10 protein-coding genes are annotated in these 12,760 nt (G+C 46.8%); 9 read left to right on the top strand and 1 reads right to left on the bottom strand.

Going from position 1 to position 12,760, the window contains the following annotated elements; translation table 11 throughout:
• Window positions 1–6: 6 nt before the first annotated feature.
• The 4 genes from A28LD_RS09080 (at window position 7) to A28LD_RS09065 (ending at window position 5,298) form a co-directional block, all read left to right on the top strand.
• Window positions 7–972, top strand: a complete 966-nt coding sequence (locus A28LD_RS09080) for a calcium/sodium antiporter (RefSeq protein WP_007420787.1) — start codon at window positions 7–9, stop codon at window positions 970–972.
• A 5-nt stretch (window positions 973–977) separates the two neighbouring features.
• Window positions 978–2,417 carry a phospholipase D-like domain-containing protein gene (locus A28LD_RS09075; RefSeq protein ID WP_007420786.1) on the top strand — a complete coding sequence of 480 codons (1,440 nt, stop codon included), beginning with the start codon at window positions 978–980 and terminating at the stop codon, window positions 2,415–2,417.
• A gap of 112 nt (window positions 2,418–2,529) precedes the next feature.
• Window positions 2,530–3,123 carry a GTP cyclohydrolase II gene (gene ribA / locus A28LD_RS09070; RefSeq protein ID WP_007420785.1) on the top strand — a complete coding sequence of 198 codons (594 nt, stop codon included), beginning with the start codon at window positions 2,530–2,532 and terminating at the stop codon, window positions 3,121–3,123.
• Between the two features lie 111 nt (window positions 3,124–3,234).
• The gene (locus A28LD_RS09065; protein ID WP_007420784.1) at window positions 3,235–5,298 is read left to right on the top strand and encodes a M13 family metallopeptidase; all 2,064 of its coding nucleotides are present in this window, start codon (window positions 3,235–3,237) and stop codon (window positions 5,296–5,298) included.
• Between the two features lie 418 nt (window positions 5,299–5,716).
• Here the strand turns inward: A28LD_RS09065 and A28LD_RS09060 are convergent, their stop codons facing one another.
• The gene (locus A28LD_RS09060) at window positions 5,717–8,233 is read right to left on the bottom strand and encodes a zinc-dependent metalloprotease (RefSeq protein ID WP_007420783.1); all 2,517 of its coding nucleotides are present in this window, start codon (window positions 8,231–8,233) and stop codon (window positions 5,717–5,719) included.
• A 302-nt stretch (window positions 8,234–8,535) separates the two neighbouring features.
• Here A28LD_RS09060 and A28LD_RS09055 point away from each other — a divergent pair, with 302 nt between their 5' ends.
• The 5 genes from A28LD_RS09055 to A28LD_RS09035 are packed head-to-tail and all read left to right on the top strand — an operon-like array spanning window position 8,536 to window position 12,756.
• The gene (locus tag A28LD_RS09055; RefSeq protein WP_007420782.1) at window positions 8,536–8,898 is read left to right on the top strand and encodes a copper resistance CopC family protein; all 363 of its coding nucleotides are present in this window, start codon (window positions 8,536–8,538) and stop codon (window positions 8,896–8,898) included.
• Between the two features lie 8 nt (window positions 8,899–8,906).
• Entirely contained in the window at window positions 8,907–9,779 is an 873-nt protein-coding gene (locus tag A28LD_RS09050; protein ID WP_007420781.1) for a copper resistance D family protein, read from the top strand.
• A 39-nt stretch (window positions 9,780–9,818) separates the two neighbouring features.
• Window positions 9,819–11,624, top strand: a complete 1,806-nt coding sequence (locus tag A28LD_RS09045; protein ID WP_007420780.1) for a glycerophosphodiester phosphodiesterase family protein — start codon at window positions 9,819–9,821, stop codon at window positions 11,622–11,624.
• 33 nt (window positions 11,625–11,657) lie between these two features.
• Entirely contained in the window at window positions 11,658–12,137 is a 480-nt protein-coding gene (locus tag A28LD_RS09040; RefSeq protein WP_007420779.1) for a methylated-DNA--[protein]-cysteine S-methyltransferase, read from the top strand.
• Window positions 12,124–12,756, top strand: coding sequence for a hypothetical protein (locus tag A28LD_RS09035; RefSeq protein WP_007420778.1), 633 nt, complete (start codon window positions 12,124–12,126; stop codon window positions 12,754–12,756). Before A28LD_RS09040 ends, A28LD_RS09035 begins: the two co-directional genes overlap by 14 nt.
• Window positions 12,757–12,760 lie beyond the last annotated feature (4 nt).

Below are 12,760 nucleotides of genomic sequence, written 5' to 3'. Positions count from 1 at the left end.
CTTTAAATGATCATTAACCTGTTGCTGGTTGCGTTGGGCGTGCTGTTGTTAACTACGGGTGGTGAAGCGTTGATTCGTGGTTCGTTAGCAGCGGCGAATAGAATGGGTGTTTCGCCGTTACTGAGTGGCCTGCTTATTGTGGGGTTTGGTACTTCTGCTCCTGAATTGGTGGTTTCAATTGATGCAGCTATGAATGCGCGGCCAGATATTGCTATCGGCAACGTTGTGGGCAGTAATATAAGCAATATTCTATTAATCCTAGGCTTGTGCGCGGTGATCACTCCCTTGGCTGTGAAGCCCTTAATACTGCGCCGCGATGCGGTAACCGTAGTAGCTGCAAGTTTACTGTTTTTGGCTTTGGTAGGTGGAAGCGCGTTGGCGCGTATCGATGCCGCAATTTTCTTGGCGGCTTTATTTGCTTATCTATTCTGGGCTTACCGAACTGAGCGCTATGGCACAGCACCTTCAGCTGAATTGCACAAAGCTGAGGCAAAAGAACTTACCGCGCTTCCGCGAACAGCTTTGTGGATTATTGCTGCGGTTGTGTTCGGTTTGCTGCTGCTCATTGGTGGTTCGCAAGTTTTGTTAAAAGGCGCGGTGGGTATCGCTGAAGCACTAGGGCTTTCAGAAGCGGTAATCGGTTTAACGTTAGTGGCGGTTGGTACATCGTTGCCCGAACTTTCAATTTCAATTATTGCTGCATTTCGGCGCCATGCCGATGTGGCGATAGGTAATATTCTTGGCAGTAATATATTTAACTTACTCGGTATTCTTGGTATTTCGGCGTTATTGCAGCCGTTGCCGGTACACAGCCGAATATTACAGTTTGATCAGTGGGTTATGCTGGGTGCTGCGTTGGTATTATTATTGTTTCTGTATACCGGCAAACGCTTATCACGTGTTGAAGGGGCGTTGTTGCTGCTCGGTTATGGCGCTTATGTGGGCCTGAGCTTCACTGTGTTTAATGGATAATTCCTTTGAAAAAAATATTGGCGTTGATTTTTTTTGTTTTAGTGAGCATTGGTGTCTACCAAGCCTATAAGCCACTGCCAAAGGGGTTAGATTTCACCGGCCCAGTTCGCATTGTGAACGATGCTCAATTTCTATTTGATAGCACCTATATCAATGCCAACGGCGATCGGGTTATTGAGCAGCAGATATTCGATGAGATATTGGCAATCATCGGCAATGCTCGCAAGTTCGTGCTGGTGGATATGTTCTTGTTTAATGGCTTTCATGGCTCGATGGGTGATTCTTATCGAGCGCTTTCTGATGAATTCACCGAAGCCCTTATTGCACAGAAGCAGCGTTTCCCTGAGCTTGAAGTACAGGTAATTTCCGATCCGCTTAATAATATTTATGGTGGTTGGCCTTCGCCACATTTTACCGCTTTAGAAGCTGCCGGTATTTCGGTTACGCTCACGAATTTACCGCGCTTGCGTGATAGTAATCCTTTGTATTCAGTGTGGTGGCGCCTGTTTATTAAGCCTTTTGGCAATAGCGAAGCAAATACTTTGCCTAACCCCTTCGATGAAGGGCGGGTTTCATTGCGTAGCTATTTGGCGCTTTTGAATTTTAAGGCAAATCACCGCAAGTTGGTAATAGCGGATAACGGCAATGAATTAACCGCGTTAGTTACTTCGGCAAACCCACACGATGGCAGCAGTGCGCATAGTAATGTGGCGTTGCGCTTTGGTGGCGAGGCGGCTTGGGATTTATTGGAAACCGAAGCGGCGGTGTTGGCGTTTTCTAATGGCCCAGCGATCGCGTTCACTAAACCGGAACCTGAGTTAGAAGCCGTTGCTGATACCGATGCAGGCTCGGATAGCGAACTAACATTGCAAATCTTAAGTGAACGGGCAGTAGAACGCGCACTGCTGAGCGTGATTAATGAAGCTCAAGCCGGTGAAAAAATTGATATGGCCGCTTTCTACTTATCAGATCGCCAAGTTATTCGTGCTTTGCGACATTCTGTGTCGCGAGGTGTGGAAGTTAGGGTTCTACTTGATCCCAATAAAGATGCTTTTGGCCGCGAGAAAAACGGTGTTCCGAACCGGCCAGTAGCGCATGAATTAATGAGCGCAGGCATTCCTGTGCGCTGGTGTGCCACTATCGGTGAGCAATGTCACTCCAAGTGGGTGTTTCATCGCGATGCCGAAGGGCGGGCAACAATGTTGCTCGGCTCTACGAATTTTACCCGCCGTAATTTTCATAACCTGAATCTTGAAACCAGCGTTGTGTTAAGTGGGCCGATATCGGCAGAACCTTTAGCACAAGGTGAGCAATGGTTTGAAAACCAATGGCACAACGTTGATGGCATAGAATTCAGTTTAGATTACGCTGCCTACGCCGATGATAGCTTGTGGCTTCGGGTGTTGTATCGCACTATGGAAGCAACTGGGGTGAGTACGTTTTAGCCCAAGCTTTCCGATAACCACAATCGAGCGTTAGCGCATACCTAAACGCGCAATTGTTTTGCCTTCCTGCTATAATCGCGGCGATTTTAGTTGCTGAATGAGAGCTGTATTCATGACCAACGTTGCAAAAATGAAAGTTGTTGCGCAAACCCGTTTACCCACCCCATTTGCCGAATTCACTTTGGTAGGTTTTGAAGATCCTAAAGGCAAAGAACATGTTGCGTTAACTTTGGGTGATATAACCACCGACGAGCCGGTATTAGCACGGGTGCATTCTGAGTGCTTAACGGGTGATGCTCTATTTAGCCAACGTTGTGATTGTGGGCCGCAGCTGGAAGCCGCGATGCGAAAAATTGCCAATGAGGGGCGCGGCGTAATTATCTATTTACGCCAAGAAGGCCGTGGAATTGGCCTGTTGAATAAGATTCGAGCCTACGCGGAGCAAGATAAGGGGCTAGATACTGTTGAAGCGAACGAAATTTTAGGGTTTGTAGCGGATGCACGGGAGTATGATATTGCCGCTGGTATGCTTGCGCAGCTTAATGTGAAATCAATAAAGCTGATGACGAACAACCCAAAGAAAATAGAGAAGCTTACTGATTGTGGTGTAAAGGTAGTAGAACGTATTCCGCATCGCACCGAAGGAACGCCTCATAACGAATATTATTTGGCAACAAAAACGAAAAAATTCGGCCATATGCTGTAATTTGCGACCAACACGCGGTTAACCGCGCGGTAGACCTTTGCCAAATATAGGTGAAAGCCTTAAACTGATTATGTTGTAACACTCTTATTACATAATTCAGGTGGACACAAAATGAAGAAGGTAACTTTGGTAGCGGCGAGCATTGCTATGGCATTAGGCCTAGCTGCTTGCTCACCAGCAGAACAAACTCAGAATAATCAACAAAGCCAACAAGTTGAACAGCAACTTACCTCAGGCTTATTTCTCCAAGATTTCGATATGGATGTGCGGCCGCAAGACGACCTATTCATGTTCGTAAACGGCACCTGGTATAACAACACTGAAATTCCAGCAGATCGCTCCACTTATGGTGCGTTCAACATGCTCGCCGAAGAAAATGAAATTCGGTTACGTAGCATTATCGAAGATGCTACCGCGGCTTCCTCGGCTCCAGGCTCAAACAACCAAAAAATTGGTGATTTCTATGCCAGCTTCATGAATGAAGATCGCATTGAAGAACTGGGCATTACCCCAGTGCAGCCAATGCTTGATCGCATCTCTGGCGTTGAGAGCCATGCTGATTTAACCACAACTATGGCCGATATGCGCCGCAGTGGTTTAGGCGGACCATTCAGTTTTTATATTTCAACTGATGCCAAGAACCCAGAAATCTACGCATTACACATGAGCCAAGCAGGCTTAGGTTTGCCAGATCGCGATTACTATTTCCGTGATAGTGATGATTTCGAAAATATTCGCCAGAAATACGTGCAGTATCTTGGCGATATGTTAACTGCAGCAGGCCACACTGATGCAGAAGCAGCAGCTCAACGCATTTACGACCTAGAATACACATTAGCCGGCCACCACTGGACCCGAGCTGAGATTCGTGATGCCGAAGCGCGCTACAACAAAATGACCATCGATGAAGTGCGCGCGCTTATGGGCAGCATTGATTATGATGCGATGGCCGAAGTAGCAGGCATCGATCACGCTGAATACGTGATTGTAAATACACCTTCGTACATCGAAGCACTAGGCGAAATTTACGCTGATACAGATCTGCAAACTTGGAAAGATTACCTACAAGTTCGCTTGATGAGCTCATTCGCATCACGCCTACACAGAGAAGTAGCTGATATTCAATTTGATTTCTACTCAACTACGCTAAGCGGCACACCAGAACAGCAAGAGCGCTGGAAACGTGGCGTTCAAGCAACCAACGGCGCATTAGGCGAAGTACTAGGCCAAGAATATGTGGCACGCCATTTCCCACCAGCAGCCAAAGAGCGCATGGGTGAGCTGATTGATAATCTATTAGAAGCTATGGAAGAATCGATCGAAGATCTTGAGTGGATGACAGCCGACACCAAAGAAAAAGCACTTGATAAGTTAAATAACTTTACGCCAAAAATTGGTTACCCAGATGAGTGGAAAGATTACTCAGAACTAGAAGTAGCCGCTGATGATTTAATCGGCAACACTATTCGCGTAGCGCAGTTCGGCTACGACGAAAACATAGCTGATCTAGGCCAGCCAGTAGATCGCACGCGTTGGGGCATGACACCGCAAACGGTTAATGCATACTACAGCCCAACCGCCAACGAAATCGTATTCCCAGCCGGTATTCTGCAACCGCCATTCTTTGATATGAATGCCGAAGATGCAGTGAACTACGGCGGCATCGGTGCGGTAATCGGCCACGAAATCGGCCACGGTTTCGATGACCAAGGTTCACGTTACGACGGCGGCGGCAATCTAGCCAACTGGTGGACAGAACAAGACCGCGAGCAATTTGACCAAAAAGCCAACGTGCTAGTTGATCAATACTCGCAGTTCGAACCGCTTCCTGGCATGAACGTTGATGGCCGCGTATCACTTGGCGAAAACATCGGCGATCACGTAGGCCTGTTAAGTGCTTACCGTGCATACCAAAAATCGTTAGATGGCGAAGCATCACCAGTAATGGACGGCTTCACCGGCGAGCAACGTTTCTTCATCAGCTGGGCGCAAATCTGGAAAATTAAGTTCCGCGAAGATGCAATGCGCGCGCAGCTAGCCCGAGGCCCGCATTCGCCAGGCAAATATCGTGCCCTAGGTGCTCCGCGCAACATCCCAGGCTTCTACGAAGCGTTTGATGTGCAGGAAGGTGATGGAATGTACTTGCCACCAGAAGAACGCGTAATCCTTTGGTAGGAGGCTTGCCAGAATCAACGCTAGCGGCGTTATAATCGAAGCTCAATCGGTCACGTACTATGCGTACGCTCCCTCAATCGCTCCGATTATGCCTTGCTAGCCCCGATTCTGGCTGCGCCTCTGGTTTAGAGGTTAAGTGTAAATAAAAAGTCAGCGCTTGCGCTGGCTTTTTTATTGGGTGAAAAGTGGCGGTTCCTTGGGGCGAGGTTAAAGCACAGCCGGATGCATAACAGGAATAGCGTTCGGGGGTGAGGTTCTAGCGCTGCAGGGTGTCTGCCGCAGGGATGCGGCAGCTCAAGCCTACATGGAAGTACTTGCGGCGTCCCCGCAGTACTAGAGCCTCACCCCCGAACCAATCTATTCCAAAGCAGGCAATAAAAAAGGCTCCCGAAGGAGCCTTTTTAGTGCAAGGAGGTTATTAGCCTTCCATTGCGCGATTAATCATCATGCGTAAGTAATCGTAGTGTGCAGTGGCCGCGAAATCAGATCGACGCGGAGCACGCATAGCTTTGATACGGTTAAGCTGCGCAGTAGCTGCTACTTTACTCATGTTATCGTAGCTCGCGCTACCTTCGATACCAGCAACTGCCAACAAACGCGTTACGTATTCGATTTGTAGATTTTTAGCCGTAGTAGAAAGGGCTTTATCTGTTTGGAATACCGCATCAGTAAGATCACCCATTACTTCATGTAACGGATACTCATTACCATAGCGCGTTGAATCAGTTACACGTTGAAGAACAGCAGGGTGTAACAAATGATTAAACGTGTTGCGTTGCATGTTTAGAATCATTTCGTGGAACTTCGGGTCTTCGTTACGACCAGAATGGCTAAAACCACGACGTTGATTTTGCATATACGCCAATACTGGCTCCATGCTGCTCAATACATCTGGTGCATAAACGTAATCTTTCAGAGCTTGAATAGCTGCTTTCTGGCGTTCACGAGATACTGGGCTAAACGGCTTCACATCATCGGTTTGGCCAACCAAAGCACGCTCAACATTTACACCACCGATTTGGCGGGTAATAACGCCCGCTTGGCTCGCATACTGGCCAAACAAACGGCCCGCAGAAGTAGCCGTGCGCTGGTGCGATTGACCCGCAACCATTGAACGTTCAAGCAAGTTTTCTAGCGTATCGTTTACCACTGCAAAACGGCCCACAGCGTAAGCTACTGGGTTCGACGACATATCACCAATCATTACATCTGGATCAATGTGACGACCAGGCGCACGCATATCATCAGCATCGTTACCGAACGCTAAACCATGCTCATGTGAACGGCTTAAGATGGCTTCTAAACGCGCTTCTTCAGCTTCTGCATCATCAAGGCCTTGCGAGTAACCATATTCAATTGCCCACTCATCGTATGGGCCAACCACATACTGGTAGAAATCACCTTGTGAAACACCCGGTGGTGCAATGTTTACTGGTGCGTAATCCATAACAGAACCGGTTAATACGCCTTGTGTTAACGAGGCATCATGAACTTCGTTCTCATCCCAAAGGATAGAGGCTTTCATGTTGTGGTTTAAGCCTAGAGTGTGGCCCACTTCGTGCAAGATTACGTGAATCATACCTTGGCGTAACAATTCGTTATCTTCGATTGATTCAGTGCCTAACAAATCAGCCATCGCACTACCGGCGATTAGGTTCTGATGAATTAAGTGGCCTTGGCTACAATATAAATCTTGTGCTTCATAACCCGCATCGCTATCACCGTGAAGTTGATCTTCTAACCAACGGTTGGTCATGTACACATATTCCATCATGATATCAGCACCAATCAGCTGGCCCGTTAATGGGTTAGCTAATGATGGGCCGTAACCACCAAATGGAGGGCGAGGTGAAGAAGTCCAGCGCACAACATTGTAGTTGATATCGCCCGCATCCCACTCGGCATCGTCTGGTTGAACGCGAACTTCGATAGCGTTCAAGAAGCCAGCCGTTTCAAATGCTTTGTTCCAAGCTAAAATACCTTCAGCAACCACATCGCGCCATTCTACTGGCGTAGTGTTTTCAATCCACCAAACGATAGGCTCTACTGGCTCAGAAAGCTCAGCTGAAGGATCTTTTTTAACTAAGTTCCAACGGTTGATGTAATCGTTGAACGGTGCCCAATCTGCCGTGGTCATATCGGTGAACTGCTGGCCAAAGTAGCCAACGCGTGCATCATCGCGACGTGGTTGGAAATCGTTTTCTGGAATTTCAATGAACGAGTGTTGTAGCTTGATAGAAATTGAGCGTGGATCAGTAATACCGCCACCGCCCCAAACTACTGGGTTCGGGTTGTTGAACACGTAATCAACCACGATATCCATGTTATCTTCGTATGCGCGCTGATTAAGAACACGTGATTGGCTCTTGCTCAAGTTACCTAACGAGAATGAAGGGCCTTGAGCGCCTGGGCGCGACCATGGCGCAACACGGTGAAGCGCTTCACTGATGAAAAGCTCATCGGCGTCTAACAAAATACGGCCTTCGCTTTCTTCTTTGATTTTCAGGCTGGCAACAGTAGCTTCGCTGATATTGGCATCTTTAGCGCGGCTTAATGCGCTATCTTCATCGAAATGGAAGTTGTTGTTCAGAACAACAACATCGATACGATCGAAATAACGGCGGAATTCAATAAGTTTCGTATCGCGATAGTTGCCCCGGAAGTGGCCGGCTTCAACTACACCATCTACAGTTGTTGCGAAGTAGATGAATGGCTTATCTAACTGCTCAGCAGATAGAGAAAACTGCATAGCACCAGTTTTTTCATCTTGATAAAAGTTAAATAAACCTTCCGCTTTGGTGAGGTCTTTTACAATTTCACTATACGTTTTTGTTTCTTCTGCCTTTTCAGCTTCAGCTTCGGTTGTTTCCTCGGCATAAGCAAACGGCGTGAGCAGAATGGCAGCCAAACTGCTCGCGATCAGTGTTTTTTTCATGATTATTAGTTCCCTGATGAATTTTCACCCTGATTCTATCTATTCTTGGGGCAAATGAAAAAAAGAAAGCGTAAAAAAATGTGTATTTGCGATAAGTGGTGGGGAATTACTGATTAATGTCTATTTTCTAACAATCTAGGCTGACGTTCCTAACTACATTAGCTATTGTGGGTGGGTTATAATTCGTTTTTACAATTGAATTATCAGCAAGCATTGCAAAATGAGGAAGTTAGCGTATGTTGCGTTTCTTTTGATTGCAGTTTACTTGCGAGTTAATTAAATAGTTTTAACAAGGGGAACATATGTTCAACAAAACGATTTGGGCGATTACATTGTGGTTTGCTTTAGCATTAACAAACATTGCCTTCGCTCACAGTGCCGTGGTGTTTTCATCACCAGCAAATAATTCGCAGCTAAGTGAGGCTCCAGATGCCATTCATTTGGAATTTAATGAAGATGTGCGTTTGCTGGCTCTTGAACTAAGTGGGATGGAACAGGGTGACGTGGTGATTGATTTTCAACGCGATCGCCAAGCAAAAGATGTTTTTCACATTAACTTGCCTGATCTCGCTGATGATATTTACACCATTACATGGACACTTATTGGCGCAGATGGCCATCGGGTATCGGGTGATATCGTGTTTACGTTAAGCTCTGCTGGGTGATTTAGTTGATGTATTGGGATATTGCGGTAGCCACAAGCCAAGCGCTAGTTTACGTTGCTGTTGCTGGTGTTATTGGCGGTGGTTTCAGCCTTTGGTTGCTGGATCGCTATGTACCGGAAGCTATGGATTTCGCTGTAGCAGTGCGGTTGATAAAGCACTGGATATGGGGAAGCATTATTCTCGGTGCGATATTCGCTAGCGCGGGCTATTTAATGTTTATTGGTAGCATCAATCAAACCGGTGTGCCGGGTATGTTTGATGGCGAATTGATAGTGTTTTTGCTCTACGATCCACCAGGAAAAGTGGCAATTTCCCAGCTCATTGTATTTTCTTTGTTAGCTGGCTTGCTGCCCTTTATTGCTCGCAAGCCGGTAGCGGTAGTGTATTGCTTCGTTGCAGTTGTACTCGCAACTACTTTTATCTTACGTGGGCATTTGGCTAGCGCGCCGGCCTGGGCGCAAGTGCTCTTGATTTTGCACGTGCTGAGTATGTCAGTATGGGCTGGCGCACTCTTACCCCTTTGGTTACTTGCTCGTGGTAAACAGATACAGCAATGGCAGTTGGTTTTCGAAAAGTTTGGTTATATTGCGCAAATAGTTGTTGGCACATTGATGTTATCTGGGTTGATTATGCTGGTATATTTACTGGCAAGCCCTATCGATTTATTCAACAGCAGATACGGCATAGCGGTAACTTTAAAATTAGTAATAGTAGTTCTTTTGCTTGCCTGCGCGGCGGCGAATAAATGGTTTATTGTGCCTTATTTACATATCCCCGAACGTGCACGTTGGTTAGCACGAGTTATTCACTTAGAGATGCTCTGTGTAATGTTGATTTTTTCACTCACTGCAACTTTTACGGTGGTAATTGGCCGCAGCTAGCGCACTTGCAGCAGCACGCGAGCAGGGTAAACTAACCACATGATTCGATTCGTGCAATTGAAACGCGAGATACTGGCTAGCATTCGATATCACCGGCGAGCCTTGTTGGCTTTCCACCTGTATTTCGCGTTATTACTACTTACCGTATTCACACCACTTAGCGTGTGGCTTTTGCGTGCACTAGTTACTCTTAGTGGCGAAACACTGGTGGGCAACGAAGCGCTCTTAGGCTTTATGTTCAATCCCAGCGGGATGTTGTGGTTATTGGTATCGGTTACTTTTTTTGCAGTGTTTATCTTTCTGCAACACGCCGGCATGATATTAATTACTAGCCGCAACGCTTCTGGAAAATTTCATACCGCCGCAGGTGCTCTGTGGTTAGTGGTTAAGCGGTTAAAATCGCTGTTGGCGCTAGCTGGCATACAAGTAGCCGTTCATTTAGCGCTGCTTCTGCCGCTTTTGGCGATAATTGGTTTTGCCTTTCAGCATCTGCTTGGCGGTTACGATATCTACTTTGTTATCAACGCGCATCCTCCTGAATTTTGGCAGTTTATGTCAGTGTTGGCGATTGCCGCAATTTGGGTGATTGCTGTGCATGGCAGTATCCACCTGCGCTGGGTGTTGGCACTACCGTGTATGCTTATCGAAGAATGTTCGCCACTACGAGCATTACGCCGTAGTGCTGAGCTTACCAAGGGCTCACGGCATAAAATTGCTTATGTAGTGCTTACGGTTGCAGCTGTTGTTGCGCTACTCCCCATATTAATTTCACTGCTGTTTGATACCTTAGGGTGGGGTTTATTTCAGATATTGCCCGCCCAGCAATGGTTAGTTTTGAGCGCCATTGTGCTGCTACTGTTTAGCTACACACTAACTAGCTTAGTGGCGAGTTGTGTGGGCGTGAGCATTAATAGCTTGTTGATGCTTAGGCTCTATCACCGTTATGCAGGTAAGAAAATTTGCCGCAGTGCTATTAATGAACCCCGTAACACGGGTTTGTTTGCGATAGGTATTGAAGCGGTGTTAGTTATTTTTGCATTAGTGCAAGTTGGTTATGCACTACAGGTGTTTAATCCAAATGATGAGGCGCTGAATATTGCCCATCGCGGTAACTCATGGGATGCGCCAGAAAATACACTCGCAGCGGTTGACCGTGCGATTCACGACGGTGCTGATTATATTGAACTCGATGTGCGTCACACGGCTGATGGCGAATTAGTGATTATTCATGATCGCGATTTGTTGCGGATAGCGGGAGATCATCGCCCAATTTGGGATGTGAACTATACTGAACTTTCGAACCTTGATGTAGGTAGTTGGTTTGCGAGTGAGTTTGCCGATCAACGTTTGCCAACATTGGCGGAAACTGTGGAGCTTATGCGTGGCAGAGCAGGGCTATATTTAGAAATTAAGGGTGCTCCGGAAATGCCAAATTTAGTGCCTAAAGTTGTCGCCGAACTGCAACGTTTGGAGTTTATTAACAACACTATTTTGGCATCGTTGGCCCCCAATGATTTATGGCAAGCGCGGGAAATTGACCCTGAGTTGCGAACGAGTTTATTAGTGCATACTTCGATTGGCAGGCTGGAGGGGCAACCGGTTGATGCGTTGGCGTTGCGAGCAGCGTTAGTTACGCCAAGCAGATTAAGCAGGGTTCGCCGCCATGGGCATGAATTACATGTTTGGATATTGAACGATACGGCCAGCATGGCACGAATGGTTGATTTGGGTGTTGATGGCATTATTACCGATAGGCCTGATCTGTTAACAGCGGTGCTAGCAGAGCGAGCAGAAATGAATGCAGTTGAACGTTGGTTGTATCGCTTTAAACATTGGATTTGGTAGTCTTTGCAGGTAGGCAATACGAGGAAATAAAGGATGATTAGCCAAGCGGAACGATATATTCGAAGCCCAGTAGGAACGCTGCATCTACGTGCGAATATTGATGGTATTCAATCGGTGAACTTTGTGAAAATCGTGCCAAAAGTAGGGCATGGTTATCATACCCATAATCAAGCGAATCTCTGGATAGAAAGGCTGGAGCAGCAGCTGAATGAATATTTTGATGGTGATCTAAAAACCTTTGATGTGCCTTTAGTTACTGTTGGAACTGAGTTTCAAAAAGAGGTTTGGGCCGCTTTACGAGAAATTCCCTTTGGTGGAACTTGGTCGTACCGGCAGTTGGCGGAACGAGTAGGAAGGCCTCGCGGTTATCAAGCAGTAGGGCAAGCGAATAGCCGTAATCCGCACGCTATTGTTGTGCCTTGCCATCGGGTAGTGCAAGCTAATGGAAGTATCGGTGGTTATGCCGGTGGTGTAGAACGAAAGAAATGGTTGTTAAAACATGAATCTAGTTAAAGTATGTTTGTTGCTATTGGGTACTTTAGCGGTTTCTGCTTGCAGCGAAGCCCCCAGCCGTACCCAATCAAACTGGCCTGAGGGCGAATTACCTACTATTCAGCACCAACTAGCGATATTGAATCAATTTCAACTTTCAGAATGGAATGGTTGCAATACCGATTTTGAGCGCGGGCAAATTCTTGGCCAGCAAGGTTACCAAAACTATTGGGTGTGTTGGGGCACCACTTCTTCAGAACACCGGTATGCCATTACATTATTGGCTGCACCAGGAAATGAAACTGGTGGGCAACTAACGCTAGAGTTTTTGCGTGGGCATGAACAAGGAATGAATGCTTTGATTGGCACCTACTTATCAATGGCTGGCCTTGATAATGTGGATCAGCGAATGCGTGTGCGCTCGGATATTAGCCGTTACTTAATTACCCCACCCGATATTCGCACCATGATTCAAGCAAGCATGACACCCAACCGCTTGCCGGTGAATATGGGATATAACATGCCCCGCTCTGGCTATACAACGTTGCAAATTCAAGCGCGGGTGCAACCTAAGGAGCAGCCGGTGGATGAAATGCAAGAGGGTGAACTACCTGAAGCTAGTGAAGCTATTTCGAACTAACTGC

It is taken from the genome of Idiomarina sp. A28L (assembly GCF_000218785.1).
Taxonomy (GTDB): domain Bacteria; phylum Pseudomonadota; class Gammaproteobacteria; order Enterobacterales; family Alteromonadaceae; genus Aliidiomarina.
Note: the sequence above shows the minus strand (reverse complement) of the source record. Positions and strands in the feature narration are given on the sequence as shown.